General features: G+C 47.4%; 13 protein-coding genes. 4 read left to right on the top strand and 9 right to left on the bottom strand.

Features of this window, described 5'->3' with window-relative positions; all coding sequences use genetic code 11:
* Positions 1–333: 333 nt before the first annotated feature.
* The 7 genes from QUA07_RS11055 to rfaE2 form a co-directional block, all read right to left on the bottom strand.
* A complete protein-coding gene (locus tag QUA07_RS11055; protein WP_333324942.1) occupies positions 334–1,806 on the bottom strand; it encodes an MBOAT family protein in 1,473 nt (490 codons plus the stop codon).
* Between the two features lie 588 nt (positions 1,807–2,394).
* Positions 2,395–3,951 (bottom strand): ATP-binding protein, encoded by a 1,557-nt coding sequence (locus QUA07_RS11050; RefSeq protein WP_333324940.1) that lies wholly within the window; start codon positions 3,949–3,951, stop codon positions 2,395–2,397.
* Positions 3,948–4,967, bottom strand: coding sequence for an ATP-binding SpoIIE family protein phosphatase (locus tag QUA07_RS11045; RefSeq protein WP_333324938.1), 1,020 nt, complete (start codon positions 4,965–4,967; stop codon positions 3,948–3,950). Before QUA07_RS11045 ends, QUA07_RS11050 begins: the two co-directional genes overlap by 4 nt.
* Positions 4,968–5,276: 309 nt before the next feature.
* A complete protein-coding gene (locus QUA07_RS11040) occupies positions 5,277–5,675 on the bottom strand; it encodes an anti-sigma regulatory factor (protein WP_333081357.1) in 399 nt (132 codons plus the stop codon).
* A 264-nt stretch (positions 5,676–5,939) separates the two neighbouring features.
* Positions 5,940–6,317 (bottom strand): STAS domain-containing protein, encoded by a 378-nt coding sequence (locus tag QUA07_RS11035; protein ID WP_333081356.1) that lies wholly within the window; start codon positions 6,315–6,317, stop codon positions 5,940–5,942.
* 55 nt (positions 6,318–6,372) lie between these two features.
* A complete protein-coding gene (locus tag QUA07_RS11030; RefSeq protein ID WP_333324936.1) occupies positions 6,373–7,242 on the bottom strand; it encodes an STAS domain-containing protein in 870 nt (289 codons plus the stop codon).
* Between the two features lie 145 nt (positions 7,243–7,387).
* Positions 7,388–7,891 carry a D-glycero-beta-D-manno-heptose 1-phosphate adenylyltransferase gene (gene rfaE2 / locus QUA07_RS11025; protein ID WP_333081354.1) on the bottom strand — a complete coding sequence of 168 codons (504 nt, stop codon included), beginning with the start codon at positions 7,889–7,891 and terminating at the stop codon, positions 7,388–7,390.
* Positions 7,892–8,677: 786 nt separating this feature from the next.
* Here rfaE2 and hpsJ-B point away from each other — a divergent pair.
* Positions 8,678–9,508 carry a hormogonium polysaccharide biosynthesis protein HpsJ gene (gene hpsJ-B / locus QUA07_RS11020; RefSeq protein ID WP_333324934.1) on the top strand — a complete coding sequence of 277 codons (831 nt, stop codon included), beginning with the start codon at positions 8,678–8,680 and terminating at the stop codon, positions 9,506–9,508.
* A gap of 86 nt (positions 9,509–9,594) precedes the next feature.
* Positions 9,595–10,512, top strand: coding sequence for a glycosyltransferase family 2 protein (locus QUA07_RS11015; protein WP_333081351.1), 918 nt, complete (start codon positions 9,595–9,597; stop codon positions 10,510–10,512).
* 383 nt (positions 10,513–10,895) lie between these two features.
* Here QUA07_RS11015 and glgB read toward each other — a convergent pair whose 3' ends face one another.
* A complete protein-coding gene (gene glgB / locus QUA07_RS11010; RefSeq protein ID WP_333324931.1) occupies positions 10,896–13,190 on the bottom strand; it encodes a 1,4-alpha-glucan branching enzyme in 2,295 nt (764 codons plus the stop codon).
* 712 nt (positions 13,191–13,902) lie between these two features.
* Between glgB and QUA07_RS11005 the strand changes: the two genes are divergently transcribed.
* Positions 13,903–14,154, top strand: a complete 252-nt coding sequence (locus QUA07_RS11005; RefSeq protein ID WP_333324929.1) for a hypothetical protein — start codon at positions 13,903–13,905, stop codon at positions 14,152–14,154.
* Positions 14,155–14,535: 381 nt separating this feature from the next.
* Here QUA07_RS11005 and QUA07_RS11000 read toward each other — a convergent pair whose 3' ends face one another.
* Complete coding sequence (locus QUA07_RS11000) at positions 14,536–14,733, bottom strand: serine protease (protein ID WP_333324928.1); 198 nt, start codon at positions 14,731–14,733, stop codon at positions 14,536–14,538.
* 337 nt (positions 14,734–15,070) lie between these two features.
* On the opposite strand from QUA07_RS11000, the gene QUA07_RS10995 reads away from it, so the two are divergent.
* Positions 15,071–15,646, top strand: a complete 576-nt coding sequence (locus QUA07_RS10995; RefSeq protein WP_333324926.1) for a hypothetical protein — start codon at positions 15,071–15,073, stop codon at positions 15,644–15,646.
* Positions 15,647–15,881 lie beyond the last annotated feature (235 nt).

Raw genomic sequence — 15,881 nt, 5'->3', positions numbered from 1 at the left:
TACAGGAGGGAGATGATTGTTGACTGTTGACTGTGAGTTTTAGGGTAGCAGGCATTGATGTCAACTTAACGTTAAACCCTCAGTCCGGCAGCGGTTTCAACCCCTTCCTCAAAGCGAAATTCCTGGCTATTAGGACTAATGAGTTCTTCAGTCCTCTTTGAGAGGACTTTAGCTATGAGACAGGGAATTCATTCCCTGGCGGACTGTTGGGTGAGCGGGAGGACTGGCGAACTAAAACCTTAAGTTGACACCAATAGGTAGCTGGGAATCACTTCCGCGCACCTCAATGTAGTTGTAGGGTGCGCTGCACCTTACGGCGAATTAAATAATACCCTAAAAATCAAAATAAATATAAGGTAAACCCCCTTCGGGAGCCAACACCCAAACGGCATACAAACAAAGCGGCACTAACACCAATTTCAGCGGCCAATTTAACTCTAATTTCAAACCCCGACTCAACGCATAATTCCCCAACATCGCCGCCGCCAAAGCTGCCAACATCCAAGTTAAATGCACTCTTTCCAAACCCAAAGCTTCGCCATAAACTTTCTCAGCAAACTGCACGTCAGCAGCGTGTCCCCACAAATGCGAAATCGCCCATCCAGAATCCTTTAAATCTGGAAGACGGAAAAATATCCAACTACCAAAAACCATCGCCTGAGTCAACAGCCAACCGATCGCAATCCCGATCGGATTTTCCCACAAAAACTCGATCCGCAACCGCTTAAACAGCACATCAGTCAGCCTGTGAACCGCCAAAGCTAAACCGTGTAAACCCCCCCACACAATAAATCCCCAAGCTGCCCCGTGCCAAATTCCTGCAATTAACATGACAATCGACAAATTCAGACAAGTGCGCCACAAACCGACTCGCGAACCGCCCAAAGGAAAATACAAATAATTGCGTAGCCAATCGCCTAAAGTCATGTGCCAGCGTCGCCAAAAATCAGCTATGCTGGCACTAAAATAAGGAAAATCAAAATTTGGCGGCAAATACCAACCCAGCAGCAAAGCAGTACCGCGCGCCATGTCGACATAGCCACTAAAATCGAGATAAAGTTGCAGCCCGTAAGCAAAAATAGCTAGCCACAAATCCTCGCTACCCGCCCGCTGCAAGTTGGTAAAGCTTAAATCGACATAGATTCCTAAGTTATCTGCGAAAAGACCTTTTTTTACTGCACCAAAGGCGATCGTCCAAAGTCCCTCAGAAATGCGATCGGGCGTCGGAAATTGCTGGGTTTTCAGTTGATAGATCAAGTTGTGATACCGAGTAATCGGACCGGAAATCAGCTTGGGAAAAAACAACTTGTAAGCAGCAAAGTGCAGCAGCGAAGTAGCAGCAGGCGCGCCTCGGTACACGTCAATCAAATAAGCAATGCACTCAAAGCAAAAGAAACTCAATCCCAAAGGTGCGATGACGTGACTTTTTACCCAGTCAGCCCCGTCGATAGCTACAGGCCAATTGAACAAAGTGCCGATCGAACTCAATAAAAAAGGCACATACTTAAAGCCCAGAAGCAGCAACACATTCAGGCAGATACCTATCCACAGCAGCAACAAACGGCGGCGGTTCCAAGATTCATTAGCAATCCGCCAATCCAGAGGTTCCCCAATCGCCATCGCCAAGCAGTAATTAAACAAAGCCCCGACTAACAGCAGAGGAATGTACCAAATTTGCAGCGAAGCGTAAAAAATTAAACTACCCGCCAGCATGATAAACAGCCGCCACCACCGCACCGGAACCAACCAGTAAGCCGCGAACAAAACTAACAGAAACAGGGCATATTGAAGGGAGATGAAAGTCATACCATTTTAGATTTTAGATTTTAGATTTTAGAATTGGGAATGGCTTATTTTGTATGGGTTTGGATCACGGGCCTACTGTGGCATTATTTTTATTAATCGAGACTTTGCTAAGAACGAGATTTATCAGGGATTTTAGCCGATCGCCGACACGAAAACAGGCCCTCGGTAAGTCCCTACTATATAGTCGGCAACTGAGAACTGCTACATTTTACAGCACAAAGGTTAAATTCTGTTGCAAATTAAATAAATATTGCCTGCTATAAATTAACTCTCTTACGAACCATATAAAATTCGGTGAAAAAAATATAATTACGTTCGCAGCATCCGACTTCAGTCCTCAAAAGCTACAATGCCTGATATCGTTTCCCTTTGCATCGGAATAATATGTTTCACCGTGCAGGCCTAGCATCCCGTACAGCAAAAAAGTGATGTAACCCAAAATGTTTTGAATTCATCACGATAGCAGATATTTGACAAGTAGTTCGATCGCACTTCAACCCTTCCAAAACCTCAAATTCGGTCAGAGTCAGTATCATAATGTCGATAAAAATTGCTGGCGGTTGCTCAAAGAGCAGCCGCACCCAACCTTCACCACCGTTGGCGACCTATATCGCAGTACAATGAATTGGTGGCAAGTTTTTCAGCAAATACCGAAAAACTATCTTCATCCTCCCCATTCAAAACTTTGGCTGCTGAATCCGCCGCTGGCGATGGCCCGGAACCCCTCAAGCTACGAGAATTTACGATCGCCAGCGATATTTCATCTGCCTTAGCAGCAGATATTTCCAAAGGGTTTTCTTCCTCTCCAGGATACAGAATCGGCAGTGTAACAAAAAAAGTCGAACCCACTCCGGGTGAACTTGTGATTTCAATGCTTCCCCCCAGAAATTCCGCCAGTTTTTTGCACAGAGACAATCCCAATCCCGTGCCTTTGACGCGCTTCTGCAAGGGGTTTTCGAGTTGGACAAATTCTTCAAAAATCTGCCTTTGGTCGGCTGGGGGAATGCCGATGCCCGTATCTGCTACTGAAAAAGTAACTGTTCCCTCCTCTCCTATTTCCGCAGCAACTCGAACTTCCCCTGCTTCGGTAAATTTGAGGGCATTAGAAATCAGATTTCGCAAAATCTGAGAAACTTTGCCCTCGTCGGTTGTGAGGATTGGAAGTTCGAGAGGATCTTCAAAAATTATAGACACGGCAGAGTTTTGGGGAAGCAGGGGGCGCATCATTCCTCGCAGGGCGCTGAACAAATCTTCGACTTCAAAATCAGCCACGCGAACAGTTAGTTTTCCGGCTTCCACTTTGGCTAAATCTAACGAGTCGTTGACAAGTTCTGCGAGAGACTCGGCAGATTTATGAATGTAATTTACTTGCTTTTCCTGTTCGGCGGAAAGTTCTCCGTCTAGGCGATGTAACAATATTTCGGAAAGGCTCAGAATTGCCGTTAGCGGAGTGCGAAACTCGTGGCTCATATTGGAGAGAAAGCTGGTTTTGAGTTCGCTGGCGCGGCGGAGAGATTCGGCTTTGTCGTTCAATTCAGCGTAAAGTGCTAGGACTCCGCGATTGGTATCTTCTAGTTGTTGATTTAATTGTACGAGTTCTTCTTGACGCTGGCGGAGTTCGTCTAAAGTGCGTAGTAATTCTTGATTTTGCTGCTGAATTTCAGCGTAGGGATCTTCGGGAATTTGGCGCGCTAGTTTGTCAACTAATTGATTGAGTTCGATCGCACTCAGCGCCGGCATATTTTTGGAAAACTGTTTAATTAATTGTACAGCCGTTCCGCGATCGGGCGCCGAGTCGATTTGCACTTCGTCCATCAAGCGTTTCGCTGCTGCTAAACCAAGTCCCGCGCCGGTTTGCGATCGAAAATTGGGGCTTAACACAGCCGCTAAATCAGCAATTCCCGGCCCCGTGTCGGAAATCCGAGTCCGAAAAATTTGGGGCGATTCCCCTTCCACAATGAATTCTACTTTGCCACCGCCTGCATATTTGAAAGCATTGCGGGCAATTTCGGAAACTGCTGTGGCGATGCGGGTTTGTACTTGGGAATCGAATCCCAGCCCTTTAGCAATTTGGCGAGCTCTTTGGCGTACTTGTACGATGTCTTGTTCAAAACGGACTTCCGTCGTCAGGATTGGGTAACTCACGCTGCTTCTCTCATCTTGGCTACTATAACTGTCATGTCATCGCGAGTGCGTTTGAAGTCCCGGTAGAGCACGGCTGCGATTAAAGCAGGATGTCTGGAGGCTAAACCCGGGTAGCGGTTTAAATTCCACTGCGCCGCCAAACCGTCGGAGTGCATGATGAGTAGGGACTGCTGCGACCAAGGATAGACAAATTCTGCTACTTTTCGCATCATATGTCCAACTGTGCCGTTGTAGGAAACCATGCTACGGCTTTGGTTATCTGTGACAACTACACCGCTGATGTTGCCAATTCCGGCAAAACAAACTGTTTGTTGGGTACGATCGATTTGGGCGATCGCCGCAGCCGCTCCTCTGGTATTTTTTAAAGCAACGTGCGCCTTCTCTAAAATTGCTTTCGGCCCGAGTTTGGCGTTTTCCTCAAATACCCGCACTGCTTCGCCAGACGCTTCCTCCGCCAAATCCCCGTAGCCGAGCCCGTCTGCAACTAAGATCAGGTTTTTGTCAAGGTGATTTTCTACCGCCCAGGAATCGCCGCAAATTTGTTCTCCTGCTTTTGGCAAGTGGACGACCCCAAATTCCAAGTAATTGCTGTTTTGGGATGCTTCCCGGCTATTTTGGGTCGGTTCCAGCCGCGCTAATAAGGCTGTCCCCAGTTTTGGTACAGAATGAATATCAAAAAAAGTAGAGAGGCGTTTAATTGCCCCCAGTCCAGTTCCAGGGCTTCCCGCTGTAGAAAAACCGTCCCGCAGACACAGCGCGACATTTGCCATTCCTTGACCCCGGTCTAGCGCTACTATTTCAATGCTATATCCTGCCGCTGTTTTTAATGTTCGCAGCAAAATTTCTCCTTCGCGGGCGTGCTTGACCAGGTTTTTTGCGGCTTCGGTGGTAACAATTGCCACTTTACCGCGATCGGTCTCGTTAAATCCGACTTCGGCCGCCAGGGCGACTGCGATTCGCCGCGCTTCTCCGACTTGACTTTCTTCTGTAACGGGCAGGGCTACGGCATCTATCATTTTTTATCAGTTCTCATAATGAAATCCTCCCTACGCCAACCCTCTCCGGGTATGCTGTGGGATGCCAAGAATCACTTCTTGGCTTTGCTGGTTACTCTTTATACCAATTAAAAAAATAATACAACTATACGCAAGCTCCAAACCCCGATCGTCCTCACTCAATCGATTTTAGATTTTAGATTTTAGATTTTAGATTTTAGAATTGAAGCATTAACCCCACGGATTCATCCGGGGGCTTGTATCCTGGATACTTTGGGTCATTCCCAATGGTTTAATCAAAAATCTCAACTCTCAAATCCTATTACTGGTTCACCGCCAGCGGACGATCGCAATTTTAGTCCCCTTACCCACTTTGGAAACAATCTCAAATTCGTGCATCAACCGTTTAGAACCACTGAGCCCCAAACCCAAACCCTGATTAGAAGTATAACCGTCAGTCATAGCCAATTCGATGTCTGGAATTCCCGGCCCCTTGTCTTCAAATATCAGTCGTAGCCCTTTGCGCGTTCCTAATTCGAGCGTTTCAAGAGTTACAGTTCCCCCTTTGCCGTACTCTACAGTATTGCGGGCGAGTTCGCTGGCTGCGGTAACGATTTTAGTTTGGTCTAATAAACCGAATCCCATTGCTACAGCCCAAGTTCGCACTTGCTGTCGGACGTGGACTATATCGGATGACGATCGGATTTCTAGTGTCTCACGTTTTGACATGGCGGCTACTGTACCAAAATAGAACTTCTCCCCAAAATATAGGACTTACGCTCATCAACTTAGTTTCTCCTAATAGGACTTACGCACTTACTACGATTTTCTCTCAAAAGAGAACATAGTGCAGGAATCTCAAACCCTTGATTTAACCCCCTTGAGCGCGTAAGCCCTCTCCTAAGAAATCTTCAGTTTGTCAACAAGGTATCTACAAACAAACTAGGTTTCTTGACTGCCTGTGCCTCAGTCAGGGGACAATTAATCGACTGCTTACGCTTGCTCGTCAAGAGACAAACCCAAGGATTTTCGCAACAAAATCATGCCCTTTTCAACGCTTAAAGCTGTGCGAACTCCTGTCAGGGAAAGGCCCAACTCAACGAGCGTAATAGCAACCGCTGGCTGCATCCCGACCACAACTGTTTCCGCATCTAAAATTCGCGACATACTAGCGATATTGTTGATAATACGACCGATAAAAGAATCAACAATTTCGAGAGAAGAAATTTCTATTAACACACCTTTAACACCTGTTTTGACGATGCGGTTCGTCAGGTCATCTTGCAGCGTCATTGCTAAGCGATCGTGCATATCTACCTGAATTGTTACTAGCAAGAATTCTCCCATTTGAAGAATCGGTATTCGTTCCACAAAGTCACCTATTCGTTAAATTTTACTTGGGTTTACCTGTCAGAATGCAATATGTTTATCTTTCCTCTTTAATATTTTTTATAGTTAAACCTTGGCGCTGCAACGCGACCTTAAAAGCATCTGCTAAAGTAGCTTTTGTGAGAATATCCTGCAAGTCAACTCCCAAATGAACTATGGTTTGAGCTATTTGCGGACGAATGCCACTGATGATGCACTCAGTACCCATTAAACGGGCGGCGGCGACAGTTTTTAATAAATGTTGAGCAACTAAAGTGTCAACAGTCGGCACGCCTGTAATGTCTAAAATTGCAAATTCTGAGCCGGTTTCCATGATTTCCTGCAACAGAGTTTCCATTACTATTTGAGTGCGGGCACTGTCGAGAGTCCCGATCATGGGTAAAGCGAGAATGCCTTGCCAAAGTTTGACTACGGGTGTTGACAATTCGAGCATTTCTTGCTGCTGGCGTTCGATTACTTCTTCGCGAGCTTTGAGAAAAATTTCTGTCACCCAAAGGCCTAGCTGGTCTAATAAACTGGTGGAAAGCCAAAGTTGTTCGACAAGTGCGTCGCGGTTTTGTGTCAGTTCATGACAAAGCCGATCGAACAATGGCTTTTTGAAGCATAAAATGAAACTCGCTATCTCTGAGGGAGTAAAGCCTCTCTGAACGCGCGATCGCGAAACTTCTGCTAGCAACACCCGCATATTTTCCCATTCGGGTGTCTGGATGTCGCTAAAGTTACCGTGCCCCACTGCAATGTGGAGCAATTGCAGGAACTCTTGACACTCGGAGCGCAATTCTTTGGCTCTCATCAAGTCGTCCCGCCGCAGCCCGGTATTTTGCAGTTCTTTGAGCCAGTCTGCTAGTAACTCTGCTTTGTGTCTTTGTAGGATTTCCGCGATCGTGTTATTGCTTGTGAGTTCCATTAAAATTATCTCCTGCTTAGCAATTGGAATGAAGTTGTACGAGCGATTCCCTAAGGGATAGCTTCGCACGCGCGCACCAAGCGTGTTTTTTGATGATGGGGCAACTTCTGAGTTTAGCTCACTGTTTGCTGTTTGCGATCGAGGGTTAAGTACCTAATTGTAAAATGCGTTTGACGATCGCACTGGTAGAACTCGGAACTTCTATTTCGATTAAGGAAATCTTGCCACCTCCGGCGATAACAGCCGGTGCTTCCGGCAGAGTTTCGACTTGATAGTCGCCTCCTTTAACGTATATATCAGGCTTCAGGATATTTATCAGTTTAATTGCTGTAATCTCGGCAAAAATTATTACGGCGTCTACTGGTTTGAGGGCGGCCAACACTTCGGCTCGCTGATTTTCCGGTACGATCGGGCGGGGTGGCAATCCCGGCTGCTGCGGTTTGATAGCTTGCACGCTGGCGTCGCTATTCAATCCCACCACGAGCGATCGCCCCAAATTTTTTGCCGCCTGCAAATAGCGGACGTGACCGCAGTGCAGGATATCAAAGCAGCCGTTAGTAAACACGATCGGACGCCACTTGTCCGGATCGGATGCGATCAATCTTTCAAGTTCTCTCAACGTATAAACATCAGAAATCATTGCAGTCATTACCACCCAATTTGAACAGCACTCAAAATTATCCTACCAAAAAATGTGAGTGTTTGCACTTTCGTTATTAAAAAATAAATCAGTCAATTTTCCACGAATTAATAGTTATCTCTGACTTACTATTAATTAGTAATTGGTAACTGCTAAACTAAAAAATATAAGTAAAAGTTACCAACGGCGAAGCAGATTTGGAAAACATAATTTCCCGTAAAAAACAGCTAGTCGTCTATCGGTAACTGCCATATCCTGCTGTTGGTAATTGGACGTTAAAAAAGTTGGTAAACAATTATTTATTCCCGCCCTCTCTTATATCAATTACTATAAGACAAGGGATTTAGTTCCCCCGCATCGGGCAGGCGATCGGGGAGTGAGAGCCCTAGGGGGTGAGACCCAACGAAACGCGCTCCTCCTGTGTCTCTTATTTCTGACACCGCCGCGCGAGCGAAAGCTAGTTAAAAGCACCGAACCCAAGCGTGCAGAACTCATCTTTACGCTGGATTCGTCAGACTATAGAAGAAGCCAGCAGTTGCTTGCTGCCGTGTCTGGGCGCAATCTTGACCAAGCTTTACAGCCAACCCAGAAGCGCACAGCCTTCTGTGTCCAACTCTATATAGCTGTGCAAAAACTCGACCTTTTGGGTCGTAACCGCAGCCTGTGAAAACCCAGAGGAAAGTCGAGTTCGGTACTCGAAGCAGCTATTTTGGTGGAAAATAGCTAAACTCGTTCAACAAAATCCACTCAACTACCCCCTTGAATCTAAGGGTGTAGAATTATCTAACACGAATTATGAAAGCAAGTAATAGCCGTCAATTTTCTTCAGTAGCTGCTCGAACTCTCAAAGTAGTGGGGATTATCTTGATTCTCTCTGCTTTGCTTGACTGCATTGTTCTGTCGCTGCCGGGAGAAACTTCAGACCTTCTCAATCGAGGCTGGCAGTTGACTGCAGCAACTCAGATAGTTGACAAGGGCGTTATTCCTTTGATCGGTATCGCCCTCCTGATGACTGGCTTTTGGGTGGACAGCAGCAGTGGAGTCTCTATTGAGCGACGCAACGTTTGGCTGGACTTGCGATTCTGGGCGCTGTTGATTTCCAGCTTGTTAGGTCTAGTTTACCTATCTCTGGTTCCCGTTCACCTCAACAATACTCGTTTGGAACTCAAGGATGCTCTGGCTCAAGTCGATCAAGAAGCCGGACAAGCGGAAGGTCAACTTGAGGCACAACTTAAAAGCCCTCAATTTAAAGCTCAGGTAGAACAGCTCAAAAGCCAGCGTCGCAGCCAGATAGGGGCGCTGCTGGAAGACAACGGGAAGCTGCAACAAGCACTCAAGAGTCCAGAGGTGCCCAAGGAATTGAAAGCTGTGCTGGAGGAGTCGAAAAATGACCCGAAAGCCCTCGACAAGTTCCTGGAACAGCAAGCTCAAGCACTTCCGACTCAAGCTCGTAATGAGATTCGCACCCGGAAGCAACAAAAAGAGAAAGAGTTAAGAACTCGATCGAGAAATTCGAGTTTGCAGACGGGAATCACCAGTTTGCTGTTAGCAATCGGCTACATTACTGTTGGTTGGACGGGATTGAGAAGTATGGGAATTCTGCGGTTCGGCCGCCGCAAAAATTGACCAGCGCTGGCAGGGATCGCGCTGGTCGAGACATCCCTGAGAAATAGTTTGTTTACCAAATAGTTTGCCCTTACTGAAAGCTGGGAATGTTCTCAATTTATATTCTGACTTACAACGAAGAGATTGATATCGCCGCTTGCATTGAATCGGCGCTGCTTTGTGACGATATCATTGTAGTTGATTCTTTCAGCACCGATCGAACCCTTGAGATTGTTCAGAACTATGCCGTGCAAACAGTGCAGCACCGCTTTGAAACTCACGGACGCCAGCGGACTTGGATGCTCCAAGAAGTGCCGTGCAAGTACGAATGGGTTTACATCCTCGAAGCTGACGAGCGGATGACGCCTGCACTGTTTGCTGAATGCTTAAAGGCGATCGAAAGTCAAGAATATATCGGCTATTACGTAGCTGAAAAAGTAATATTTATGGAGCGCTGGATTCGCCGCAGCACTCAATATCCCCGTTATCAAATGCGTCTCTTTCGCAAAGACCGAGTTTGGTTTACTGACTACGGTCACACTGAACGGGAAGTCTGCAACGGGCCTACTCACTTTTTGAAGGAAACTTACCCTCACTATACTTGCAGCAAAGGTCTTTCCCGCTGGATTGAAAAGCACAACCGCTACTCGACTGACGAGGCGGCTGAAACTCTCCGTCAATTAGAAGCAGGTCAAGTAAATTGGTGGGATTTATTGTTTGGCGCGTCGGAGGTGGAAAGGCGCCGCGCTTTGAAAGATTTTTCTTTGCGCTTGCCTTTGCGGCCTGTGGTGCGCTTTTTCTATATGTATATTTTACTCGGCGGATTTCTTGACGGCCAAGCGGGATTGGCTTGGTGCACGCTGCAAGCTTTTTATGAATATCTAATTTTGCTGAAAGTTTGGGAAATGAAGCATCTACCACTGCCAGCTTTAGAGGTATCGACAGAACAATCTCTTTCGGAAGTAGTAACAGTTGAGCAGTCAAAAGTTTCTTATAATCTTGGCGCTTCCGATACTCGAAATTAAAAATTGGTAAGAGGTACGCTCGCCTAGCGGTAGTATTTGGAACTTATACCCTCGCGGTTCCCCCGCCGATCGGACTCGAGGGGTAGCCTAAGTATTTAGAAGAGTTATTATATCCTTTCTGTGTGCATCGAAATTATTCATCTCTCTCTTCTCTTCCTCTGCGATCTCTGCGATCTCTGCGGTTAAATCATTCCGATGCAACCGGAATTAATATTAAACTCCTTAAATCCGAAGAAAGCGAATCCGTTGCAGAACTTCCTTTGTTCGCAACAACAAAACAGAAAAAACCCGGTTTCTGCAAGAAACCGGGTTTCTAAATACCCTCAAAGTTTTAGGTTTAATAAAGTTTTGATGTTTAACTCAAAACTCTCATGACTCACAACTTAAAACTGTTGAGATTTTGCTGTTGTTTTTGCCCGATCGAGCTTTAAGATCAAGACCCCCAAAGGTGGCAAACACAAGTCGATCGAATAAGCACTGTTGTGGAACCACCACTCCTCAGTCCACTTACCGCCCAAATTCCCCATATTGCTGCCGCCGTATTCCCGCGCGTCGCTGTTAAACAACTCCGTATAGAAACCTGGTTCCGGCACTCCTACGCGATAGTGAGAGTGCGGCTGCGGCGTAAAATTGCACACCGTCACCACAAACTCGTCGCCATCCTTCTCTCGGCGCACAAATGCCACGACACTGTGTCGGTTGTCGCTGCAATCAATCCACTCAAACCCATCCTCAGCAAAATCTTGACTGTAAAGTGCCGTTTCGCTGCGGTACAAATTGTTCAAATCTTTAAAAAACAGCTTCAACTTTTGGTGCGGCTCGAATTGCAGCAAACGCCACTCCAAATCCCCCCAAACGTTCCACTCTTGCCACTGGCCGAACTCCATCCCCATAAAGATCGTTTTCTTTCCGGGATGAGCAAACATAAAAGTAAACAAACACCGCACGTTTGCAAACTTTTGCCATTCGTCCCCTGGCATTTTCCCGATGATGTGGGCTTTGCCGTGGACTACCTCATCGTGGGACAAAGCCAGCATGAAATTCTCGCTGTGGTTGTACCACATACTGAAAGTTATGTTGTTCTGGTGGAACTGGCGGAACCACGGGTCCATGTGGTAATAGTCGAGCATATCGTGCATCCAACCCATGTTCCACTTCAGGTTGAAACCCAAACCGCCTACATAGGTCGGCCATGATACCATCGGCCAAGAGGTAGATTCTTCGGCGATCGACAGCGCCCCTGGGAAATAGCTAAAAATGACGTGATTCGCCTGACGCAGAAAATCTGCCGCCTCGATATTTTCCCGGCCCCCGTACTGGTTGGTCAGCCATTCTCCCGGTTCGCGACAGTAATCCAAATAAAGCATCGAGGCTACGGCATCCACGCGAATCCCGTCGATGTGGTACTTGTCAAACCAGAACAGAGCGTTTGATACTAGGAAATTCCGCACTTCGTTGCGGCCGTAGTTAAATACTAGGGTTCCCCACTCTTTGTGTTCGCCCTTGCGGGAGTCCGCGTGTTCGTACAAGTGAGTTCCGTCAAAGAAAGCCAAGCCGTGGCCGTCTTTGGGGAAATGTCCCGGTACCCAGTCCACCAGTACGCCAATGCCGTTGGCGTGGCACTGGTCAACAAAATACATGAAATCTTCAGGTTTGCCGTAGCGGGAAGTTGGGGCGAAATAGCCAGTTACTTGATAGCCCCAAGAACCGTCGAAAGGATGTTCGGCGATGGGCAGCATTTCGATGTGGGTGAATCCCAAATCTTTGACGTAGGGTATCAGCCGATCGGCTAATTCCCGGTAAGTCAGAAAGCGCGCCCCGGGATTGAGTTCCGAAACCTGCACGGGGGGTTCTATTTCCCCATTTGCTAGCACGGCGGGTTCGTCAGTAGCCGCGTGCAGCCAAGAACCGATGTGGCATTCGTAAACCGAAATCGGCTGCGTCAGTGGGTCTGTGTGCCGCCGCTTTTCGATCCAAGCGCTGTCGTGCCAAGTGTAGGTGTCTAAGTCGGTGACAATTGATGCTGTTTTAGGCCGCACTTCTTGCTGGAAACCGTAAGGATCGGACTTTTCGTAGGGATGTCCGTCTTGGTTTTTCACTTCGTATTTGTAGGAAGTTCCCACGGATAGTCCCGGAATAAATAATTCCCAGATGCCGTTTTGCGACTTCCGCATTTGATGTTTGCGGCCGTCCCAATAGTTGAAATCTCCTAAAACAGAGACGTTGCGGGCATTCGGAGCCCAAACGGCAAAATATACTCCTGTGATGCCGCCTACTTCGGTGAGGTGCGCCCCGAGTTTTTCATAAATGCGGTGGTGATTGCCTTCTGAGAATAGGTGCTGGTCGAATTCTGTGAGTTTGGGCGATCGAAAGGCGTAGGGATCGTAGATGAAGCGCTCGTGTTCCCCTTCTTTGACCCGCAATTGATAGTTTGCTAGTTCTGGGGTGTCGATCGTACATTCAAAAAAGTGAGGGTGATGTTCTGATTTCATCGGGTATTCGGCCCTGGCCTCCGGCAAAACTACGGATACCGCATCCGCATTCGGCAGATAAGCTCGGACGACCCAGACTTTTTTGCCATTTTCTTCGATCGCGTGAGGGCCTAGCACTTCAAATGGATCGTGGTGCTGATTCCAAACAATGCGGTCAATCTGTTCAAAGGGGACGGTCGCGGGCATAAAACTACTTACCTCAATCTTTTAACTAAATGGCTTTCAAAACCTAGAGCGGCGCTGCACTTTACATTTGGATACATTTTTGATCGCTGATCCTACCACTGATTAGCATGATCTTGACTGCTGCAGCTCCAGCGCGCGCCCTTGCACACACGGCAGGCTGTTGCCTTGCCGGCGGCAGAGCTGGGGTTTTGCTGCTAACATCTAAGTATAGAAATATTAAAACAAATTGAAAAATTTATATTTTTCCGAAATATCCTTGACTTATTATTTAATATGTGATATGGAAAATTTTCCAACTATTGTCGATTTGCCGCGACAGGAGGGTCAAGCCTGTAAGTGTCGGTCAGCAGTTAATAGTTTACCTGGAATTTTCAGGTAGGGAGGATAGCCTGATCGATAGACTTTCAGATTCTGGAGGCTGGGTCTCCCCACAAAGTCCATGAATTTGGGCAATACGCTCAAACAGCCAAGGATGCTTAACTCGGTATTGAGGAATCAAAGCTAAAGCACTCAGCATGGCGACAGCAGCAAGCAATATCTGCCATCCTCAAGGAATTGCCTACCAAACTAGCACCATCCTACCAGCGACGGTGCAATAGGTTTAAAGCAGCACTGAGGCGCAACTGGAGCGAGTTTTGCCGAGGCAGGGTTAATACCGAACTGGTGCGGCGCCAATTGAATCACTAAACTTGCTCAAAACAGACGGCTCGATGTGCTCGACCGCACAGACGCGAAACTCGTAGTCAACAAATCGAGTAGCAATGCCGATGCTGTCATCGAGCCAGTTTTCGACGAGCATCCAAGTGTCTGCTTGCTTTCCTCTCGTCTGTGGGAACAGTTGCGGGGAAGGCAAGGGAGACTGGATAGAGTGCAAAATTTGCGTCGAGTCTCGCTTGCCTCCGGTGGATATTCAGTTGAGGCAGCAGCAGTGGCAATGTCCTCAAACATCCTGTCACAGGTTTGAGTTTCAAGACCTGCAGGCCGGGAGTCATTCGATTTGAGATTTTAGATTTTAAATTTGAGATTGACACCACGGATAAATCCGGGGGCTTGAGGATGCAAGGATTTTGGATTTGGGATTGATTCCACGGATAAATCACGTGGCGGGTACCATCAAGAAATTATTGGTCAAATTTTCTAGTTGAAAGGGAATGTTTTTGTAACGCAGCGAATCAGCGGACTTTGCTGCGGTAACGGGACGTACTGAACTTTAGTAGTAAAAGCATCAGACAATCACTACCACCCAACTTGAGACCTAGACCGATGAGATGAAAAAATGCGAGGAGCGAACCATTTTTCACCCCGAGGCTAGGCTCGTTGGGCACCGACTCGGACAGAGCCCTTGTTAGGGCTTTTTAGGAGTAGGGGCAGGGCTAGTAGTGGGAGTGGCCTTTGGAGATGGAGAAGAAGCAGCAGGAGGAGTAGTAGTAGTGCCAGGTCCGCCCGGAGAAGGGCTGGTGGGGCTGGTGGTCTCACCTCCGCAGGCGCCGAGGGCGGCTGCCAAGCCCACTACCAAAGTCAAACGAATTAATCCCTTGTTCATAAAAACTCCTTAACATTGAAAACCCATCGCAAGGAAGGGAATAGTGTACTTGAGAAACAATGCTGGCACGAATAGCTCAACGATTCGCTCGTTGATTACAATACTGCATTTATTAATAAATTTCACATAGATTATCGCTAACCAGCAAAGATTTCTTTTTTTTGGCAAATCCTGAAGTCAAAGAGACCAGTGGTAGGATGGGTTGGTTGGCTTGTGAGGTATCCTTGGTAAGGATAGCCGATCGAACGCAGATAGCCACCACTGGCGATCTCGGAGACAAAAAACTTTTAACCTCAATCAAGCTGAAGCTACCCCATTTTACGTATTGGTGAACTCTATGACCGCTGCTATCAGATCCCCCGATTCTCCCCGCTCCCGATCGACCCGCAAGCCCGCTGCTGGCGCTGCCAAAAGCAAAGTTACTTCTATTGCCAAAGCTAGGCGGGCGAAGACAGGGCCGGTATTGCCCAACTACTCGCCAGCAGATGAACAGGCTCAGACTCGATCGTCGGCATCAGTGCTGAAAGTGTTGCCCAATCGCCAGCAGCAGCCAGTGTGGTTACGATCGCTCCTGCAGGCACAGCGCGCCTCCTCAGTGGTAGCGCTTATGCTTTTGGGCGGTGCTCTGAGTCTCTACGGCTTGACAGTTTACGGCGAGCAGCGCTGGAGTCAGGAGTATCAAAAACTGGAAACTCTGCGCCTCCGGGAACAGCAATTGAGTGCTTCTAGCGAAGTCTTGAAACACCAACTTGCTAAAGAAGCCCAAAATTCCGAAACCGGTTTGGTTCCACAGAATCCTGGGGACACGATTTTCTTGCAGCCGGCCCCTGAAACTCGATCGCCCGTTGCGGCACCAAATTCTGAGCCCGCTCTCAAGAGTCGAGCCGGTGTGGAAACACCGCTGGGCTATTAAACCTGTGTCAAAGCGGAGAGCGCCCGAGGGCCTGAGTGTCCGAGGGCTTGAGAATTGGAGGATCTAATTTCCTTGTTGACTTTTTTGCAAGTCGTGATCGATTTTCTGCTTCCCACCGTAAGTTACAGATTAAAAATAATTAAGACCACTTCAAAAAATAGAATGCAACTGTAGGTGATCCAAACCCTGATAGGGAATGCTCATTCCCAAGTCGTGAATTTTATCTTTTAAGATT

Origin of the sequence: Microcoleus sp. T3_A4 (assembly GCF_036700465.1) — a bacterium.
GTDB lineage: Bacteria > Cyanobacteriota > Cyanobacteriia > Cyanobacteriales > Microcoleaceae > Microcoleus.
Note: the sequence above shows the minus strand (reverse complement) of the source record. Positions and strands in the feature narration are given on the sequence as shown.